Here is a 20266-nt window from a genome sequence, read left to right as displayed (position 1 = left end):
GGCTATTATCCTCTTTTCTATGACTGTGTTTGTCATAATCTAAATGAGCATCCAGCTCACCTTCGAGCATTTTCTCTATACCTCGCTTTTGAATGGACTTAAGGAAGTTGTTTAGTTCTTCACCTGTTTTGAACTGTTTAAAGAACTCATCGGGGATTAAATCTTCTGTTTTCATACATGTCTAAGTTTTTTATTATAAAACAACGGCTCAGGTAAAGTTGTTACCCAAGCCCATCATTTTAACTTACACACTTTATGAGAGGGTGTCTTATTATTTACGAGCATAAATTACAGGAGTAATTTATGCTCGTATTCTGTTTGATTAAGTCATGGTTTCTATAAAATAGAAAGCAATGCTTAGTCTTCTTTTTTCTTCTTAGTAGCAGCTGTCTTACGAGCAGGCTTTTTCTTCGTATCAACAACATCAATTTTAACACCAGCTAATTCTGGGTCAATCATGATTCGACCACAATATTCGCAAACGATAACTTTCTTACGTGAACGAATATCCAGTTGTCTCTGTGGTGGAATTTTATTAAAACAACCTCCACAAGCATCACGCTCTACATAAACAATACCCAATCCATTACGTGAATTTTTGCGGATACGTTTGAATGATAGTAATAAACGTGGTTCAATTTTGGCTTCAAGCTTTTTAGATTTCTCTCTTAGCTTTTCTTCTTCTTGCTTAGTTTCAGAAACAATATCTTCAAGCTCTTGCTTCTTTTGATCTAAATCTTTAGCACGTCCATCAAGAAATAGTTTGCTTTCTTCAAGTTCTTCGGACTTTTTCTTTTGGTCTGCAGCAAATTCTTTGATGTGCTTTTCTGCAAGCTGAACCTCTAGAGTCTGGAACTCAATTTCTTTGCCTAAAAGATCGTACTCACGGTTGTTACGAACATTGTTTTGTTGTTCTGTATATTTCTCGACAAGAGATTTAGCTGTTTCAATATCTACTTTTTTGGTAGCTACATCTGTCTTCAATTGATCAATATCCGCTTTAATATTATCAATGCGTGTATTTAATCCTACAATTTCATCCTCTAGATCTTGAACTTCAAGTGGAAGCTCTCCTCTAAGAGTTTTAATATCGTCAACTTTAGACAATACAGTCTGTAGTTCGTATAGAATCTTTAATTTCTCTTCTACAGTTAACTCTTTTGTTTCTTTAGCCATCGTTTTTATAAATATTTAATTGGATTTGTATTTACCTCAGTAAAATGGATTGCAAAATTAGGAAATAAATCTTTGATAATAGAATAAAACAGTTCTTTTGTATACTGCTCACTCTCATAGTGTCCTATATCTGCTATTAATATTTTGTCGTCATTTCCGAAATAATCATGGTATTTTATTTCTGCACTAATAAATATGTCTGCTCCAGCCTGAATGGCGTTGGATAACAGAAAACCTCCCGATCCTCCACACAGTGCGACTCTGCGGAGTGGCTTACCTCTCAAACAGCTGTGTTTGATACAGCCTACACCAAAAGTCTCTTTGATTTTGAGCAGAAATTCTTTTTCGTCTATGGCTTCGGGGAGCTGAGCTATTAGGCCTGCTCCTACTTGGCTCCACGAATTTTCAAGTTCGTAGATATCAAAAGCTACCTCCTCGTAGGGATGTACCTCAAGTAAAGCCTTTACAACTTTTGATTTGATGTATTTGGGGAAGACAGTTTCTATTCTTACTTCAGGTTCGAAGTGTAGTTCATTTTTTGATCCACTATACGGATTCGAGTTTTCAAGGGCTCTAAAACTTCCTTGACCTTCAGCAGTAAAGCTGCAAGAATCGTAATTACCTATATGGCCACATCCAGCATCAAATAACGCTTTACGAATTTCTTCAGATTTACTCGTGGGGACGAATGTAACTAGTTTGTTAAGCATCTCTGCTTTAGGTGCTAGAGGTTTAGCCTCTATAAGACCTAGTTTTTCAGCTATCTTGTGGTTAACTCCACCCCAAGCGTTGTCTAAGTTTGTATGAGCCGCATATATGACAACATCATTTTTTATTGCTTTGATGATACATCGTTCTATGTAGTCTTTACCTGTAATTGATTTATACCCTTTGAAGAGTAATGGATGATGAGCTATTATAATATTGCAGCCCTTTCGGATTGCTTCATCAAGCACTTCTTCAGTCACGTCTAGACACAACAAAGCCCCTGTAGCTTCCACTTCTGTCAATCCGATTTGCAGGCCGGAATTATCAAATCCATCCTGCAATGGCAGAGGTGCAAAACGTTCAAGGGCATTCAAAATCTCCTTAACTTTCATGCGTTTATAAACCTTTATGTTGCAAATTTAAATAAAAATACAACTTTAGCTTCATTTAAACCAACATATTTACGCCTAATTAACTATTTGGTAGTAGATAGAGGTAAAATCAGTATTATTGTAAGATCATTAGGCTACAATATCTGCACTTATGAGGTTTAGCACGAAATTAATCATTCGTCGATAGACATAATAACTAAATCTTGAAGTTTACCACACTTAAGTACGGCATTCTTAATCACAGCTTCTTCTTGGAATCCGATTTTACTTAATAGAAATTTAGCCTTAAGATTTTCTCCTAAAACTTTTCCTATTATTTTAAGTACGGGAAGATGTATGAAAGCATGGCTTACTATATCTTGAAGAACATAAGTCATTATTCCTTGCTCCCAATATTCTTGACTTAACCAGAAGTCTAGTTCATAAACAATATGACATGGCACAGCCATTTGTCGTAAACTAACTCCACCGATGAGCACTTGATCAATTTCTATAGCAAATGCATCGAATGCATCAGTTCTTTTAGTTGCCAGTGTAATATATTCTTTAGCCTCTTTCTGAGTAAAAGGTAGTGGTGAGTTGTCGGAAAGCGTATTCCAGATATGTACATTATTCATCAACTTAACCAAATCTTCTTCATCAGTTAAAAGCCATCTTCTTAAATTATGTTTCATCATTAATAGTCTTATTTTGTGGGTACAAAAATAGCAAGAATATTACAAGAAGATATTATAAGTACTCACTCACACTCATATAATTGTGTTTAGTGTGTTATTAATCACTATAACGTAACCCTAATGTCACTTATACACGTTTTCTAGTGCTTTTGAGTATCATCTATTTTAACACCTATTGCACTGTTGTTACACATTTCGATAAAAGTATGAATAAGTGAATATTTATATTCCAAATTGGAATTTGTAGGGTAAAATGTAAGAATAAGCCGAGTATCTTGATCTGAGAAGCTAGTTTTGAATGTAGTGTTATTTTCTCTGTTTATCACTTTTCTAGTAATGAATTCATGCAATTTATCTAGTTCTATTGCTCCTAGACTATTAAATTTAGCTACGATAAAGTACTTGGTTTGAGGGTGATTTGCAATGGTTCTTAATATTTTAACTTCTAGCGAGTCTTCAGAGTAATTCGGTAGTTGTAGCATATTGTTTTAGTTTTTGAATACAGGTTTTAGAACTCCAAAATCGTCAAAGGTATGTTTAGAAGAGAGTTTAATCGTAATTATCAGAGAAAGCATTGATGCTGCAAAATTGATAATGATAATCATCATCTGATATTTTATAGCGACATTCGGACTACTACCCCCTAAAATTTGACCAATCATTGTTCCTGGCAGTGCAACCAACCCCATCACAGCCATATTAGCAATTAGTGGACTAAAAGCTTTTACTAATGCTTGACTAATAAAAGGAGCCCTAGCTTCACTAAATGAGGCACCATTACCTAATAGATAGTAATAGAGCTGTTGTTCTCGAAACAGTCCCTGATAATAGGTATTTAATGCTATAACATTACTAGATAGCATGTTTCCCATTAGTGTACCTAAAATAGGAATGAAGTATTGTGCTTGAAAAACATTATCAATTCTTAATACTAACTGCAAAAAGAAGAAACCTATTGATATTGCTCCAAATAGAAACCCTATAGATATAGGTATGAAAAGTAAATTGGCTTTCAGGTTTGTTCGGGTTACAGCGGTATGCGATGCTACCAAAACCATTATAATTACCCATAACGCATTTATCCAAGGATTATCCCACGCAAAGAGATATTTCATATATACTCCAACGAGCAGGAGCTGAACAATCATTCTAAAGATTGCTATTGCAGTAGCCTTAACGAGTCGAGTTTTATACTTCCAAAGATAATAGAGCGGGATCGCAGAAAGCAATAATCCTACTCCTAGACTTAAATATGATATATCTATAGTACCCACTAAGTGTTTTGTGTTTTTGTAGTTATCATTGTAGTTAGAGATAAATTCGTTTGTCACAGTTAGCCGCAAAAATACGGTCGTGACTGACCGCTAAAATAGCTACACCTTGTTTGTTTAACTCTTTCAGAAAATGAATGACAAGACTAATAGCATGAGGATCCAGTGCTGAAGTTGGTTCGTCAATTATCATTAGAGGCTTGTCTAGCATAGCTGTAATAGCTATCATAAGTCGTTGACGCTGACCGCCCGATATTTCGGTAACTCTTCTCATTAAGATGTTGTGGTCAAGCCCCAGTGCAGTTAGATAAGCCTTTAATCTGTCTTCAGAGAAATGAATATGCTTATTTTCCTGAAGTTTGAAGGGGACTGCTATCATGTCCTTTACCCACTCCTCAGGCAAATACAATTCTTGTGGGATCCAGGAGCTGTAACGTCTTGTTTTGTGAATATTGCTTTTGCTCAGCTCTACACCTAGAATATGAATAGAGCCCTCCTTTAAGGGTATGAAACCAAGTATAGATTTCAAAAGTGAGGTCTTACCTTGGCCTGACTCTCCTACTATGCAATACATATTGGATGGATGCAATTCTATGTTCAGATTAGTAAACAGAGTTGTTTTGCCATAAGCGATGCTTGCATCTATAATATGTAGTATTGGTTTTGTCATAATAGTAAAAGCAAATATAAGTCTTTTTATAGACTTCACTTTAATTATCAGACCTCTTTAATATCAAATAACACTCTGATTTATTTGCGGATTATAAAGTTGTTGGAATAAATTAAGCTCTCCCCATTCTATTCAATCAGATCTAGTATTTTAACATATGATTTTTACGATAGTTTCTTTCTAATACCTTGCATTAATCCATATCTTTGTATGCATATTAAAGATATAAGCCATGATTTTAAATGAGAGAGATACGCGTAAAGAGCGTGCCTTAGAGATTGCGAACAAATTAATTACTGCTGCAAGAACTGCTCCCAAGACTAGAGGAGTAGATATCCTTGAGATAGCAGTTATTACAGAAGAGAAGATAAAGGAATTATCAACTCTAATGCAGGGCTTTGAGTTTCGTGGCTCTCAGTTTAAAATGGAACGTGACTCAGCTAATGTTCTTCAGGCAGAATGTGTGGTGTTAATTGGAACTAAGGAGCGTCCGATGGGGCTTAACTGTGGACATTGTGGTTTTCCTACTTGTTCAAGTCGGGTTAAAGGCGTGCCCTGTTTCTTTAATGGTCTAGATGTTGGCATTGCCTTAGGTTCTGCTGTAGCACTTGCCGCTGACCTCAGAGTGGACACACGCCTGATGTTTTCGGTTGGTCTAGCTGCTCAAAAGCTCGACTATATGAATGGTTGTACGATGATTATGGCTGTTCCTATTAGCATCTCTTCAAAGAATCCTTTTTTTGATAGAGCTTCTAAAAAGTAATTTCAATTCTAAGTTTAATAGTAACGATATGAAGTCAATACCAAATAAGAATAATTTAATTCCCTCACAGGCCTATTTGCCTGCTGAGTGGCATGCTCAAAGCGGAGTACAACTAACTTGGCCTCATGCCGGAACCGACTGGGAGCATATGCTACACGAGGTTGAAGAGTGTTACCTGAGTTTGGCAAGAGAGATTGCTCAACGTACAATTCTACTCATTTCAAGTCCGGAGATTGAGCAGGTGCGAAAGCTACTCGAGAAATCCGATATCAACATGAAGAATGTACGTCTTTTTGAGTGTTCTACTAACGACACTTGGACTCGTGACCACGGAGCAATAACAATGCTCGATGGTGATAAACCTTATATACTAGACTTTACATTTAACGGTTGGGGACTTAAATTTGCATCTTGCCACGACAACTTGATTACTCGTAAACTGTGCAAAGCAAAAGTTCTGAATGGCTCTTATATTAATGCACTCTCTTTTGTACTAGAAGGCGGAGGAATTGAAAGTGACGGTGAAGGAACCCTCTTAACGACTTCTCACTGCTTGTTATCAGACAATAGAAACGAAGAGATGTCTAAAGAAGAGATTGAAGCATATCTTATCAAACAATTTAACCTCAAGCAGGTTCTATGGTTAGACTACGGTTACCTTGCAGGAGATGATACGGATAGCCATATTGACACGCTTGCCAGACTGTGTCCTAAGGATACCATTGCCTACGTTAAGTGTAATAATGAGCAGGACGAGCATTTTGAAGAATTGAAGAAGATGGAGAAACAACTTCAAGGCTTCAAAACTCTGGAGGGAAATCCGTATAAACTAATTGCTTTGCCAATGGCTGATGAGGTGATTTTTGATATGGAGCGTCTTCCTGCTACCTATGCGAATTTCTTGATTATGGATCAGGTTGTGCTTTATCCAACCTATAATCAACCTAAAAATGATAAGCTGGCCAAACAAGCACTTCAAGAAGCATTCCCTAATCTCGAAATTATTGGGATTGATTGCTCGCCTCTAATTAAACAACACGGATCATTACATTGTGTTACTATGCAATACCCCGTCGGAGTTCTACGATAATATATTAATCATTTAAATTCGAAAGAAATGACTAAACAAAAACATATAAAAGTTGGCTTAGTACAGCAATTTAATAGTGCTGATACCAAAGCGAATCTATTGAAACTTGCTGAGAATATTGCCGATTGTGCAGCTAAAGGTGCACAGTTAATTATTCTTCAGGAGCTTCACAACTCACTATACTTCTGTCAGACTGAAGATGTTAATACATTCGATTTGGCTGAAACTATTCCCGGTCCTTCAACAGGTTTTTATACAGAGCTTGCTGCAAAATTCGGAGTTGTTATCGTAACTTCTTTGTTTGAGAAGCGTGCAGCTGGCTTATATCACAATACCTCTGTCGTTATTGATAGTGATGGTAGTATTGCTGGTAAATATCGTAAGATGCATATTCCAGATGATCCTGCTTACTACGAGAAGTTCTACTTCACTCCAGGTGATTTAGGATTCACTCCGATCGAAACTTCACTTGGCAAGTTAGGCGTCTTGATTTGCTGGGATCAATGGTATCCTGAAGCAGCTCGCCTTATGGCTATGCAAGGTGCTGAGCTACTTATCTATCCTACCGCTATTGGTTGGGAAAGTAGTGATACCGACGACGAAAAAAAGCGTCAACTCGATGCTTGGGTTATTTCTCATCGTGGTCATGCAGTAGCCAATGGTTTACCTGTAATTGCAGTTAATCGTGTTGGTCATGAAGCTGATCCTTCAGGCCAAACTAACGGAATCTCTTTCTGGGGTAATAGTTTTGCATTGGGTCCTCAAGGCGAGTTCCTTGCAGAAGCGGGTAACAGTGGAGATGAAAACCTTGTAGTTGATATTGACCTGACAAGATCTGAAAACGTTCGACGCTGGTGGCCATTCTTGCGCGACCGACGAATTGATGCGTACAATGATATTCTAAGAAGATATATCGACTAATAAAGCTCATAAGCTTTAATACAAAAAAAGGCTAAACCTCAACAGGTTTAGCCTTTTTTGTTACTTAGTCAGCAGCTATGCTACCTATAAATATTTTCAAACTACTTGAATGTAATGAAGCGATTAAACAAAAAGTTACTTGCTCCATAGACAAACAGTCCTATAAATTGTGCTAAATAAGCATTAGCTCCTAGTAAATCGATCAGAAGATAGATAAATGCGAATTGGACTGCATAAGCAAGAATGCAAGAGATTGAAAACTTAAATAACTGATTCCAAATGCTCTTTGTTCTATTCTCATCCGATACATAGATCCAATACTTACTCCAAACGAAGTTGTTGATTTGAGCAATGAGATAGCCTACAATATTTGATATTTTATAATCAAAGTTGAGGTTATTCATCATCAATGCAATAATTATAGCTGTAATTATTGCATTGACTGTGCCTATTATAGCGAATCTTAAGACCCGAGTCGATTCTTTCAAAACCTTATTCCTCTGTTGGAGTGGTTATGCTTAAGTGCAATTCGTCAAGCTGACTCGCATCCAGAGTTGCTGGAGCATCAATCATAACATCACGACCAGAGTTGTTTTTAGGGAATGCGATACAGTCTCTGATAGAGTCTAGACCGGCAAATAGAGAAACCCATCTGTCAAGTCCATAAGCGATACCACCATGAGGAGGTGCACCATATTGGAATGCATTCATTAAGAAACCGAATTGTTCTTGAGCCTTTTCAGGAGTAAACCCGAGCACTTCGAACATCTTATTTTGTAGCTTACCATCGTGGATACGTATTGAACCACCACCAACTTCAACTCCATTGATTACCATATCGTAGGCATTTGCACGCACACGACCTGGATCCGAGTCGATATATTGTAAGTCTTCAAGTTTTGGTGAAGTAAATGGATGATGTACTGCAGCAAATCGCTTGTTCTCTTCGTCCCACTCAAATAGAGGGAAATCAACCACCCAAAGACAAGAAAATTTATTTTTATCTTTTAGACCTAACTCTTCTGCTACTTTAAGACGTAGCTCACAAAGTTGTTTGCGAGTTTTCATCGTGTTGTCGCCAGATAGAATAAGGATTAAGTCTCCAGGCTCAGCATTGAATGCAACTTTCATCTCTTGCAATACCTCCTGGCTGTAGAACTTATCAACGCTTGATTTTACAGAACCATCATCACTAACACGAGCATAAACCATTCCTTTAGCACCAATCTGAGGACGCTTCACGTAATCTGTCAGTTGATCGAGTTGCTTTCTAGTATAAGTAGCAGCACCTTTAGCACAAATACCACCTACATATTCAGCTTCGTCGAATACGCCAAAACCGTGACCTTTAAGAATATCCATCAGTTCTACGAACTGCATTTCGAAGCGTGTGTCAGGCTTATCACTACCGTACAGACGCATAGCTTCATGCCATGTGATTCTTTGGAAATCACCTTCAAGCTCCACATTACGTATTGTTTTGAAGAGATGTTTTGCCATACCTTCAAAAGCAGTAATAACATCTTCTTGTTCAACAAAGCTCATCTCGCAGTCAATTTGAGTAAACTCAGGTTGACGGTCGGCACGTAAGTCTTCATCACGGAAGCATTTAACGATTTGGAAATATCTGTCAAATCCAGAAACCATCAATAGCTGCTTAAATATTTGAGGTGATTGAGGTAGAGCATAAAACTCTCCAGGGTTCATTCGAGATGGCACAACAAAGTCACGTGCACCTTCAGGAGTTGACCCAATAAGAACAGGAGTTTCGACTTCTAGGAAGCCCAAATTGTCTAAATAGCGACGAACCTCCATGGTCATTTTATGACGCAATTCTAGGTTTTTGCGGACATTAGGACGACGAAGATCTAAATAACGATACTTCATACGTATGTCATCGCCCCCATCAGTTTTCTCTTCAATAGTAAATGGTGGTGTTGCAGACGTGTTTAGGATATTGAGTTCTTCAACAAGGATTTCAATGTCACCTGTTGGAATTTTATCATTTTTGCTTGATCGTTCACTTACAGAACCAGTAATTTGAATAACGAATTCGCGTCCTAATTTATTAGAACGATCACAAAGTTCTTTATTGTTTTCTTCATTAAAAACCAGCTGAGTAACTCCATAACGGTCGCGTAGATCAATGAAGGTCATTCCCCCCATTCTACGACTGCGTTGTACCCAACCAGATAATGTGACCTTTTGGTCAGTATTAGAGATTCTTAGCTCTCCACAAGTATGTGTTCTAAACATCTTTTTCGTATTTAGCCGTTTGTTATTTTATATACAATATGCGAAAATACATAAAATAATAGAACTAAGCTTCTTAAAACTGTAGTAAGTTTTATTACTTAAAGTCTTTAAACAGAAACAGACCCTCCAAAATGATCTATCATTCTGAGGGTCTGTTTTAATTCTATATAAGCAAAAGATGACTGCTATATCACCCTTTTAATAAGTGTACAATATATTTGCTAAACGAAAGGAATATAGCACTATTAAACACCAGGCCAATCGCAATGTTTCGACCTGAAGTGTTTCCTTTAGTAACTGGTTTTGCGATACGTTTAGAACAGTGTTTTACTGCTACTGCGTATAGTCTATAGGTAAGGTATCCAATAATCATTCCACTAATAGCTCCTGCAATAATATCTGAGGTGAAGTGAACTCCCAAATATACTCTAGAATAGGCAACTAAAGCAGCCCATATAAAAATAACAATAGAGTAAATCTTATTCTTAAAAATGCAAGAGGTTAGCATGGCAAAACCAAAGAAGTTAGTTGCATGTCCAGAAATAAAGCCATATTTACCCCCTCTATATCCAAAAAGAGTATCTACTTGATCCATAAAGAGTGGATGATGGGTTGGTCTAAATCTCTCGAAATAAGGCTTACACAAAGTGGACGAAAATTGGTCACAAAACAGTACCACCAGTCCAATTGCTAGAAGTACGGGTAACCACTCAGAGTAGTTCTTTCTATAAGCAATACAGAAAAGGAAGAACACGCCAATAGGAATCCACATTATCGCTCCAGAGAAGAGCCACATAATGGAATCTAAAAGAGGAGAATCACTACCGTTAATCATAAGGAATATATCCTTCTCCCATAATAAAACTTGCTCTAAGAAACTCATACAATACTGTTTTTGTATTTAAATAATAGTGCAAATCTAAACTCTAATTCTGTAGTGTTTCTGTTCTAAAAGTTACAGTTGTATTAAATCGTACAGTATATTTAATGTTTTGATAACTCTTATTCGTAATATTGCATTATAGAGTAGAATAAATGAAAAATAACCTGTTTTTTTAGCATATGAAAATACTAATTATTGAGGATGAGAAAAACCTATCAGATAATATGTATCAGTATTTGACCAATAACAAATACTTATGTGAGCAAGCTTTTACTTATCATGAAGGATTGGAAAAAATCAGCCTATACGATTATAGTTGTATCCTCTTAGATTTAAACTTGCCCGACGGTGACGGATTGAAGCTTCTTGAGGTTATTCGAAATCGCCAAATAGATAGTGGTATAATCATTCTTTCTGCTAGGACTAGTTTAGACGACAAGATTAGTGGGCTTATGATTGGAGCCGATGATTATTTAGCTAAACCTTTTTCATTACCAGAATTAGGTGTCCGTATCTATGCTTTACTTAGACGAAAAATATCGAATAGCTCTAATGTAATTCACTCAAATGGTATTGCGATAAACTTACTTGCCAAAACAGCCGTTGTTGACAATAAAAGTTTGGAACTTACCAAGACTGAATATAATTTATTGGTGCTTTTGGTGGCTAACCAGAATCGTGTAATTTCCAAAAATGCTATAGCTGAACATTTATCAGGTGATATGGCCGACATGTTTAATAGTCATAACTTTGTTTACACGCACATCAAAAATCTGAAAGCCAAACTTGCTCAATATGATAAAGGAGAATGTATAAAAACGATCTATGGAACAGGCTACCGCTGGATTGAGGAGTAATCTAATAACAAAAAACGACTTATGCATAGCTTGAAATTTAGAAGTGTTATCAATTTTATTGTTTCTACAGTTATCGTTCTAACGCTGGTTAGCCCACTCCTATTCTATATTATTAAGGCATTCTATACCGATGACTTAGACCACATGATAACTTATCGTATCAAACAGTTTGAGGAAAACCAGCTACCTGTCCTCTCTTATATAGATATTGATACATGGAATCATTATAATCCAGACCTTCAAATTATTGAGTTTAAAGAAGACATTAAACTCAACACTCCCATACAGCACATCTATTTTGATAAGAGTTTAAATGAAGTTATCGATTATCGCGTAATCTACGAGTCGATTAAAATTGAAGATGAACCCTATTTAATTGCTTCACGTATACCCATGATTAGTCGAGCAGATTTGATTGTAATGATTGCCTCACAGCTTGGTGTGGAGTTCTTTTTTATCATTATCGGATTAATGGTTGTTTATCGTATATTCTCACGTGAAATTTCTAATCCCTTCTATAATACGTTGCAGACTCTTAGTTTATTTGAAGTAAATGGTAAGTCAATACCGAAGTTTCAAGCTACTAATATTATTGAATATAAATATCTTAATGAAAAGCTATCAGAGTTGATGCATCGGACTCAAAGAAGCTATCAACGTCAAAAAGAGTTTATAGAAAATGCTTCTCACGAACTCCAAACTCCTCTAGCCGTAGTGCAATCTCAACTTGATCTATTGCTTCAAGATCCTGACTTAACAGAATCACAAAATAAAATTATTCAATCTTTATATACTGCTTCGGCTCAAACTAAACGACTGAATAAGAATTTATTACTCCTTGCTAAGATTGATAATAACCAGTATATGACGCAAGAGAATGTTGATTTGGTGCAAAAGCTCAAAGATACCTACCAACTATTTAAAGAGATAGCCAATTCTGAAGATGTGAATTTTTCAATTTCGACAGTTGATACATTTCAGGTGAAAGCCAATTCGACATTAGTTGATGTACTACTTAATAATTTGTTCTCGAATGCAATCCGATACAATAAACCTAAGGGTGATGTACGAATCCTGCTTGATGAGCATTCACTTATAGTCTATAACACAAGTGAATCTCCTGGGTTAGGAGATTCATCTATATTTAAACGTTTCATACGAAAGGATAACTCTAAATACGGGAGTGGTTTAGGACTGGCTATTGCTAAAGAAATCTGCATTTTTCATAAATGGGATATTGGCTATCAGTTTGCAGATAACTTTCACCAATTCAAGATAACTTTAAAGAGCTAGAGTTTGCCTAAATTTTTCTTAGAGAGTTCGCAATAACTTTCAATCCACCCTGAACAACTTCAATAGTCAAATTCTTAGGGGCCATAATTGGTTCTCCATCATAGTGCATAGCTCCTTCGGATTCTCTTATAATTTGCACTTTCTTTGAGCGTAAAGTCCTAGTTTTCTTATTGGTATCAATCTTTTTCGTGAAAAGTTGGTAGGATAGGATTGGTGTATCGATAAAATGAATCGGCTCAATTAAAGTAACATCAAGCAAGCCGTCTTGGATAGAAGCATGTGGAGCGATAAAGGCATCATTACCATATTGTGCTGCATTACCACAAGCTATAACAAAGGCTTTATCAATAAGCTCAGCACCCTCATCAGTAATCAAGTGATAAGTTTCGGGTTTATAGTTAAAGTTCTCTCTGAGTGCAATATTGCAATAACTCATCAATCCTCTACGGTTGGCTTGTGAAAACTTCAGACTAACCAGTGCATCAAAACCTACACCACAAGAGCAAAAGAATAAGATTTCATTATTAATCTTGCCATAGTCGATGATGCTGGGTACAGCGTCAATTAAGAGTTCTATCGCTTTCTTAGGGATTAAAGATATTCCTAAATGACGTGCTAAACCATTACCCGATCCACACGGAATAATACCCAAAGCGGTTGAAGTATCAACAAGTGCGCGACCCACTTCATTTACCGTTCCATCTCCACCAACAGCTACAACTATATCGACACCTGATTTAGCCTTTTCGGTAGCTATTTCCTCAGCATGACCTGCATATTTGGTGAAAATGATTTCGTAATTAATAGCAGCAGATGCCAATACTCGCTCAATCATCGCAGGAAGCTCCTGCTTATTACCTGTCCCCGAAACGGGATTTATTATAAAGGTTATATTTGTTTTCATTTAATCAGTATCGAGTCATTTATTCGAGGATCTCATTATCCCATCTCTATTCTAAGTGCAAAGATAAAACTATTTGTAAGTTAAAACCTCTAGTTCTATTAACAAAATTTTGTTGTTGTTTTTGACTATTGATGTTTTGTTCTATATATAGAAGTTGATTATCGCGATTAAGCAGAGCTAAATATCTTAAATTATGAGATTTAGATTACCCTGAGGTACTTTGTCTTTCTGAAACCAGATTGTCGACTCATGCTGGTATTGAAGTAGTTTCTGGCTCACTAATAGAATACTAAACTTATATTATTGTAATAATAATGACACATGCTCTCTATTATAATACGCCAGCTATTATAATAGAGACAATATCGGGATTAATACATTTTTTTTGAAAACATACTGATTTAAGTCGTTTTATTCTTATCTTTGCCCACTGTTAAAAATAACTATAACTTACACATACACTACATTTATCAACTATTCGTTTGGTGGATGAATTGTCTAAATAACGGATTATTTATAAACATCAATTCATGGGATTATTACAAGATAAATTGGCGAAATACGACCTACCTCAACAGATAAAATCGAAAGGCGTATATCCCTATTTTCGCTGCATTGAGAGCGAACAAGACACAGAGGTGCTGATGAGTGGCAAAAAAGTACTTATGTTTGGCTCCAATTCATATTTAGGTCTAACAAATCATCCTAAAGTAATTGAAGCGGCTGTTGAAGCAACTCGTAAATATGGTACTGGTTGTGCAGGGTCTCGCTTCCTTAATGGAACTTTAGATCTACATATTCAACTCGAAAAGGATTTAGCCGAATTTGTCGGAAAAGAAGATGCTATTATTTATTCTACTGGCTTCCAGGTGAATTTAGGAGTTGTATCTTGTGTTACTGGCCGTGAAGACTACATCATTTGTGACGAGTTAGACCACGCTTCTATTGTAGAAGGCCGTCGTCTTTCTTTTTCAACTGTATCGAAATTTAAACATAACGATATGGAGTCTCTCGAAAACGAACTCAAAAAGTGTCGTCCAGAGGCTGTAAAACTAATTATTGTTGATGGAGTGTTTAGTATGGAGGGTGATATTGCAAATTTACCCGAAATAGTGCGCTTATCTAAGCAGTATAATGCAAGTATCATGGTTGATGAAGCCCACGGCTTAGGCGTATTGGGTAGTCATGGAAAAGGTACTTGTGATCACTTTGGTGTTACCAAAGATGTTGATTTGATTATGGGAACATTTAGTAAGTCACTAGCCTCAATTGGAGGTTTTATTGCTGCTGATGCTTCGGTTATCAACTATTTACGCCACAACTCTCGCTCATATATCTTTAGTGCAAGTAACACGCCTGCTGCTACAGCTGCTGCAAGTGCTGCCCTAGAAATAATGAAACAAGAACCAGAGCGTATCGAAAGATTATGGGAACTAACAAACTATGCATTGAAATGCTTCAGAGATAGTGGTTTCGAAATAGGTTCGACCTCTACTCCTATCATTCCTTTGTATGTTCGAGATATGGATAAAACCTTTATTGTAACAAAGATGTTATTTGACGAGGGGATATTTGTTAATCCTGTAGTTCCTCCAGCTTGTTCACCCAACGATACGTTAATCCGTTTTTCGTTGATGGCAACACATACTAAAGAACAAATTGATTTTGCGGTAAGCAAGCTTATAAAGTGCTTCAAGGCTCTTGATTTGCTATAATACACAGTATCAATTGACATAAAAACAAATGCGGATGTTCAGCAATAGCCTAGCATCCGCATTTTTTGTGCATTTACTTTTCAACTATCCTTCCTTAGTTTTGATCCTTATATCTATTTCTATCTATTTAGTTTCCAATAAGATATAATGAAATAATCCTTAAAATATTTGTATATTAATCCTTTTAATATTTATTTTATAGGAAACAATCAAAACTCATGTATAAATGTAACTTTTATCCGATAAAATGGGATAAACGACCTTTTTTGACCTTTAATGAGTTTTTGATCACACCTCTAAATCTTAATATATTGTAAAACACTGACTTTCATGTTTTATCTCGAACTCAAATAAAATTTTGAAAGTTATTTAAGCATTTTCTATTTAATTGTGTGATTGACAAAATACAATTAAATATCACACTCTTACTAACTAAATTAATATTAAACTAAAATTAGAACATGGCATCTATTACGCAATCCGCTGCTTTCCCTCTTCGTACAGATACAGTTTATGCTTCAAATAATAGGATTACTATTCATGTTAATGGTGAAGATGTTACTCGAACTGTTGATGAATGGATATCTCAAGATCCTTTAAGCTTTGCTCGACTCAGAGACAAGCAACATTTTGAACTTGAACCGCATCTTAATCGTGTATTGTTTGAGCGTATTCGTAAAATCCCTAATGAAGAAAAAATGTTCTTAGGTTTAAAGCTGAATATTGATTTCCCTGGCTACAACGATCAGATTCCTGCTAGTGTGCCTTACAAGCGCTTTCCTGTTAAGTTTTACAACTGGTGGCTTGAAAATCCAAATTTGATAAAACTAAGTTTTAAAGAAAAACTAGAATTGCTTAACAATGTAAATATGCTCAATAGCAAAGCTTTACTTCCCAAGCATAAGGCTTTAATGAACCGTTAAGACACTTCTGCTAGGTACACTCTACCTTATGAGTAAGGCAGAAGCTGTAAGCGAGCTAGTCGGACAAGTTAAGTGAGTAAGTCATTTTGACAATAAACGCTAAGCTTGATAAGTCATACAGAAAAGAGGCTGATAGAATTTCATTTCTATCAGCCTCTTTTTGGTTTAACTAAACTATTGGGGAATTGATTTAGTCTTTAAACATCTTCTCGAAGTCAACTACCTCTTTGCCAGGTAACACTTGATTAAGAATAACACCGATAATTGAAGCTAGAGCCATGCCCTCGAGTGAGAAAAGATTCCCTACATGAATAGCTGCTCCACCAATTCCGATTACCAAAATTACAGAAGAAATTATAAGGTTACGCTTGATGCTAAAGTCAACCTTGTTTTCCACTAGCATACGCAAGCCACTAGAACCAATTATACCGAAGAGTAAAATTGAAACACCTCCCATCACTGGAGATGGTATGGTAGATAGTAAAACAGCTACCTTACCACAGAATCCAAAAAGGATAGCAAAAAATGCAGCTCCAATGAATAAGTAGATGCTAAAAGCACGAGTGATGGCCAGTACTCCAATATTCTCTCCGTATGTTGTATTTGGAGGGCCTCCTAGAGTTGAAGCTAAGATTGTAGCTATACCGTCACCAAACATAGATCGATCTAAGCCTGGGTCTTTAATTAGGTCTTTATGGATAACCTTACTAAGTACTAATTGGTGACCTATGTGTTCAGCAATTGGTACAACTGCTACTGGAACCATTAGTAAAATTACTCTCCAAGAAAATGAAGGTGTATAGTTTAAGAATGGGATTTGGAACGCAGGAACTTCAAACCATTTAGCTGCTAGAACAGGCTCTATGTCTACCACTCCCATTGCTAATGCCGATAGATAGCCTCCTACGATACCTATCAATACAGGAATTACACTCAGGAAACCACGTGTAAATATGGCCGTAACAACAGTAATGGTTAAGGTAATAAAACCGATCAGAACATAAGTTATGTCGTATTCTCCTGCTGCATTATTGGTAACCATCCCGATAGCTGTTGAAGCAAGACCAAGACCAATAACCATAATAACAGGGCCTACAACCACGGGGGGAAGTAGTTTCATCAACCAAGTAGTCCCTGCTTTATGAATTATTAATGCTACAATAATATAAGTCACACCGACCATGAAACCGCCGACTAAGAAGCTACCCATACCCACTCCTGAGGCTGGATCGAGTTCCAAAGCTTTGACCGCAATAATAGGACTAATAAAAGCAAAAGAAGATCCTAGGTATGAAGGAGCCTTCCCCTTGGTAATGATGATAAAAGCCAAGGTTCCTATTCCACTCGTTATTAGAGCTACAGCAGGGCTGATACCTGTAAGTGCCGGCACCAATACGGTTGCACCAAACATTGCAAAAAGGTGCTGGATGCTAAGAACAATCCATTGGATAAATTTGGGGCGCTCATCTACCCCCAAAACTACTTTTTTCTCGTCGTTTGTGTTCATTTATTGTTTGTTTAAAGACATAAAAAAAGCCGACAAACGTAAAACGTTATCGGCTATTATATTAATAATACTGAATTGCGGATCTAAAGGCGATAAATATGCCTTTGAAACAGGATTTACTCCGTTCAAATGATTTGAGTTCATCTGGATAAGACTGCGAAAATTGTATGTAAGATTCATATTCTCTGGTTACCTGTTTTTTACCAGAGTGCAAATATAGAGTTATATTCATAATAAAACACACTTAATCGTAAGAATATTTTTTATTAAATAGTAAGCTATAACTCTCAAATGCATAAATAATGGTTGATTATCAACACGAATGATTGATAAAATGTTTATTTTTGGGCTAAATATAAACAACATAAAATAATGAAATCGCTCAGCACTATAGGACTATTAATCTGCTCAAACCTTTTTATGACTCTCGCTTGGTATGGGCATCTTAAGTTTAAAGATATGGGATCTCTTGCCAGTATGGGAGTACCTATGATTATTCTTGTAAGTTGGGGTATCGCACTCTTCGAATATTGTTTCCAGGTGCCAGCCAATCGAATCGGTTATATTGACAACGGAGGGCCTTTTAACCTATGGGAGCTAAAAGTGATGCAAGAAGTGATCTCTCTTACTGTATTTACAATCTTTACTCTTGTCGTTTTTAAAAACGAAACTTTAAGGTGGAATCATCTTGTAGGCTTTATATTCCTGATACTTGCAGTCTATTTCATCTTCAAAAAATAAGGTTTTAATCGAGTTATTTAGTCTCACAGCTTCAGAATCGGTTAAATCGATTTGTTGTTTATAGGTAAGGTCTCAATATAAAATTATAACTTTGCCGTCATTATTAACCACTAATAATTATCATTTATGGGGCTTGTTATAGGTATAGATGTTGGAGGAAGTACAACTAAAATTGTCGGTGTCAATGGTAGTGACATTATAACGCCCCTCTGCGTTAGAGCTTCCGACCCTGTTGCTTCGCTCTTTGGGGCTTTGGGGAAGTATCTTACAATCAATGAAATTTCGCTATCCGATATTGAAGAAATTATTTTGACCGGAGTTGGTAGTGCTTTTATAGAGAAACCCCTCTTAGGCATCCCTACTGCACGCACAGATGAGTTCTTGGCCAACGGCTTAGGTGCTCGATTTACGATTGACCTTCAAGAGATGATTGTTGTTAGTATGGGTACAGGGACCTCTTTTGTTAAGGTTAAAGGAGATAGTGTTGCCCATATTGGTGGTACAGGAATTGGAGGAGGTACTCTACTTGGGCTTTCAAGACTATTGCTTAAAACTCAAAAGATTGATACCATTGCTGAGCTAGCATCGCGTGGTAATATTAATAATATCGACCTACTTATTCAAGACATCTGTAGCAAACCACTACCAGGTTTACCTCTAGATGCTACTGCCTCTAATTTTGGTAAGGTGGATGGCAACGCCTCGCCCGAAGACTTAGCATCTGGCATTATTCATCTTGTGCTTCGTGCCATAGGGCAGTCGGCCATTTTATCGGCTGTCAATAGCAATATAAAAGATTTTGTTTTGATTGGTAACCTTACCAAAATCCCTCAATGCCGAGAAATATTCCAAAAAATAGAAGAGCTCTATAAGGTTCGATTCCATATTCCACAATATTCTGAATATAGCACAGCTATAGGGGCTGCACTAGCGTATCAGAAGAGAGAAGGTATAGAATCAATTCTATAAGTGGACTAAACATAAAAATAAGCAACTCTGATATTCTAAATTCTTAGACTTATCAGAGTTGCTTTTTAATTTGGGTATCGGAATTACTTCTTTATTCCACTTCGATGGTTATGAAGTGCTGAGTTTCGTTACCAAAACTATCTGTAGCCAACACACCCAAATGATAATCGCCACCTTTAATATCGGTAGGAACCTTACCTAAATCTAGCTGAACATCGGCTTCTTTCTGACCTTTCATATCTGTATATACCTTCTGATAGCTCCAGTTCTTAAGCTCTTCGGCACGTGTGTGCACATGATCATCGTGCTCGTGTGTATGCCCAGCAGCAGAATGAATGTCGAGTTTATAACTTTGAATACCCGACTCGTCGGCCAACTGAAACTTAACAATAAGTTCATCTCCTTTGTGCATATGCTGCCCATCAGCAGGGGTGTATAAGGTGATCTTGGGCCCCTGGGTATCCTTCCCCTTGTCGTCATCGTCGTTACAAGAGGTAAATAGAGGAAAAGCAATTAATGCTAGCGATAAATAAAGACTCTTTTTCATTGG

The 20266-nt window shown here is 36.7% G+C and carries 21 protein-coding genes; 9 read left to right on the top strand and 12 right to left on the bottom strand.

Annotation, left to right across the window (positions count from 1 at the left end):
* Nucleotides 1–357 precede the first annotated feature (357 nt).
* The 6 genes from B091_RS0108780 to B091_RS0108755 form a co-directional block, all read right to left on the bottom strand.
* On the bottom strand, nt 358–1176 hold the full coding sequence (locus B091_RS0108780; RefSeq protein WP_018109634.1) for a zinc ribbon domain-containing protein: 819 nt from the start codon (nt 1174–1176) through the stop codon (nt 358–360).
* Nucleotides 1177–1181: 5 nt separating this feature from the next.
* Nucleotides 1182–2276, bottom strand: a complete 1095-nt coding sequence (locus B091_RS0108775) for a Nif3-like dinuclear metal center hexameric protein (RefSeq protein ID WP_018109633.1) — start codon at nt 2274–2276, stop codon at nt 1182–1184.
* Nucleotides 2277–2449: 173 nt separating this feature from the next.
* Nucleotides 2450–2953 carry a GNAT family N-acetyltransferase gene (locus B091_RS0108770; protein WP_018109632.1) on the bottom strand — a complete coding sequence of 168 codons (504 nt, stop codon included), beginning with the start codon at nt 2951–2953 and terminating at the stop codon, nt 2450–2452.
* 140 nt (nt 2954–3093) lie between these two features.
* A complete protein-coding gene (locus tag B091_RS0108765) occupies nt 3094–3435 on the bottom strand; it encodes a hypothetical protein (RefSeq protein ID WP_018109631.1) in 342 nt (113 codons plus the stop codon).
* A gap of 6 nt (nt 3436–3441) precedes the next feature.
* Complete coding sequence (locus B091_RS0108760) at nt 3442–4227, bottom strand: ABC transporter permease (RefSeq protein WP_025069566.1); 786 nt, start codon at nt 4225–4227, stop codon at nt 3442–3444.
* Nucleotides 4228–4261: 34 nt separating this feature from the next.
* Nucleotides 4262–4882 (bottom strand): ABC transporter ATP-binding protein, encoded by a 621-nt coding sequence (locus tag B091_RS0108755; RefSeq protein WP_025069565.1) that lies wholly within the window; start codon nt 4880–4882, stop codon nt 4262–4264.
* A 244-nt stretch (nt 4883–5126) separates the two neighbouring features.
* Between B091_RS0108755 and B091_RS0108750 the strand changes: the two genes are divergently transcribed.
* The 3 genes from B091_RS0108750 to B091_RS0108740 are packed head-to-tail and all read left to right on the top strand — an operon-like array spanning nt 5127 to nt 7668.
* The gene (locus B091_RS0108750; RefSeq protein WP_018109628.1) at nt 5127–5657 is read left to right on the top strand and encodes a ferredoxin domain-containing protein; all 531 of its coding nucleotides are present in this window, start codon (nt 5127–5129) and stop codon (nt 5655–5657) included.
* Nucleotides 5658–5685: 28 nt separating this feature from the next.
* Nucleotides 5686–6747, top strand: coding sequence for an agmatine deiminase family protein (locus B091_RS0108745; protein WP_051069813.1), 1062 nt, complete (start codon nt 5686–5688; stop codon nt 6745–6747).
* 27 nt (nt 6748–6774) lie between these two features.
* Complete coding sequence (locus B091_RS0108740; protein ID WP_018109626.1) at nt 6775–7668, top strand: carbon-nitrogen hydrolase; 894 nt, start codon at nt 6775–6777, stop codon at nt 7666–7668.
* 101 nt (nt 7669–7769) lie between these two features.
* On the opposite strand, the gene B091_RS0108735 is transcribed toward B091_RS0108740, so the two are convergent.
* From B091_RS0108735 to B091_RS0108725, 3 genes are all read right to left on the bottom strand, one after another.
* Nucleotides 7770–8156 carry a GtrA family protein gene (locus B091_RS0108735; protein WP_025069564.1) on the bottom strand — a complete coding sequence of 129 codons (387 nt, stop codon included), beginning with the start codon at nt 8154–8156 and terminating at the stop codon, nt 7770–7772.
* A 4-nt stretch (nt 8157–8160) separates the two neighbouring features.
* Nucleotides 8161–9924 carry an aspartate--tRNA ligase gene (gene aspS / locus B091_RS0108730; RefSeq protein WP_018109624.1) on the bottom strand — a complete coding sequence of 588 codons (1764 nt, stop codon included), beginning with the start codon at nt 9922–9924 and terminating at the stop codon, nt 8161–8163.
* Nucleotides 9925–10114: 190 nt separating this feature from the next.
* Complete coding sequence (locus B091_RS0108725; protein ID WP_018109623.1) at nt 10115–10807, bottom strand: phosphatase PAP2 family protein; 693 nt, start codon at nt 10805–10807, stop codon at nt 10115–10117.
* Between the two features lie 179 nt (nt 10808–10986).
* Between B091_RS0108725 and B091_RS0108720 the strand changes: the two genes are divergently transcribed.
* Together B091_RS0108720 and B091_RS0108715 are read left to right on the top strand one after the other, a co-directional pair.
* The gene (locus B091_RS0108720; RefSeq protein ID WP_018109622.1) at nt 10987–11664 is read left to right on the top strand and encodes a response regulator transcription factor; all 678 of its coding nucleotides are present in this window, start codon (nt 10987–10989) and stop codon (nt 11662–11664) included.
* A 21-nt stretch (nt 11665–11685) separates the two neighbouring features.
* Nucleotides 11686–12957, top strand: coding sequence for a sensor histidine kinase (locus tag B091_RS0108715; protein ID WP_018109621.1), 1272 nt, complete (start codon nt 11686–11688; stop codon nt 12955–12957).
* 7 nt (nt 12958–12964) lie between these two features.
* On the opposite strand, the gene B091_RS0108710 is transcribed toward B091_RS0108715, so the two are convergent.
* The gene (locus B091_RS0108710) at nt 12965–13861 is read right to left on the bottom strand and encodes a diacylglycerol/lipid kinase family protein (protein WP_018109620.1); all 897 of its coding nucleotides are present in this window, start codon (nt 13859–13861) and stop codon (nt 12965–12967) included.
* A 530-nt stretch (nt 13862–14391) separates the two neighbouring features.
* Between B091_RS0108710 and spt the strand changes: the two genes are divergently transcribed.
* Both spt and B091_RS0108700 read left to right on the top strand, forming a co-directional pair.
* Entirely contained in the window at nt 14392–15576 is a 1185-nt protein-coding gene (gene spt, locus B091_RS0108705) for a serine palmitoyltransferase (RefSeq protein ID WP_018109619.1), read from the top strand.
* 461 nt (nt 15577–16037) lie between these two features.
* Nucleotides 16038–16499: a hypothetical protein gene (locus tag B091_RS0108700; protein ID WP_018109618.1), complete on the top strand. Its 462-nt coding sequence runs from the start codon at nt 16038–16040 to the stop codon at nt 16497–16499.
* 190 nt (nt 16500–16689) lie between these two features.
* Here B091_RS0108700 and B091_RS0108695 read toward each other — a convergent pair whose 3' ends face one another.
* Nucleotides 16690–18006 carry a solute carrier family 23 protein gene (locus tag B091_RS0108695; protein ID WP_018109617.1) on the bottom strand — a complete coding sequence of 439 codons (1317 nt, stop codon included), beginning with the start codon at nt 18004–18006 and terminating at the stop codon, nt 16690–16692.
* A 372-nt stretch (nt 18007–18378) separates the two neighbouring features.
* On the opposite strand from B091_RS0108695, the gene B091_RS0108690 reads away from it, so the two are divergent.
* Both B091_RS0108690 and coaW read left to right on the top strand, forming a co-directional pair.
* Nucleotides 18379–18747, top strand: a complete 369-nt coding sequence (locus tag B091_RS0108690; protein ID WP_018109616.1) for a DMT family protein — start codon at nt 18379–18381, stop codon at nt 18745–18747.
* Nucleotides 18748–18873: 126 nt separating this feature from the next.
* The gene (gene coaW, locus B091_RS0108685; protein WP_018109615.1) at nt 18874–19716 is read left to right on the top strand and encodes a type II pantothenate kinase; all 843 of its coding nucleotides are present in this window, start codon (nt 18874–18876) and stop codon (nt 19714–19716) included.
* A gap of 91 nt (nt 19717–19807) precedes the next feature.
* Here coaW and B091_RS12015 read toward each other — a convergent pair whose 3' ends face one another.
* Nucleotides 19808–20263 carry a DUF4625 domain-containing protein gene (locus B091_RS12015; protein WP_018109614.1) on the bottom strand — a complete coding sequence of 152 codons (456 nt, stop codon included), beginning with the start codon at nt 20261–20263 and terminating at the stop codon, nt 19808–19810.
* Nucleotides 20264–20266 lie beyond the last annotated feature (3 nt).

The organism is Bacteroides propionicifaciens DSM 19291 = JCM 14649 (assembly GCF_000375405.1).
GTDB classification, from domain to species: Bacteria; Bacteroidota; Bacteroidia; order Bacteroidales; family Bacteroidaceae; genus Bacteroides_E; species Bacteroides_E propionicifaciens.
Note: the sequence above shows the minus strand (reverse complement) of the source record. Positions and strands in the feature narration are given on the sequence as shown.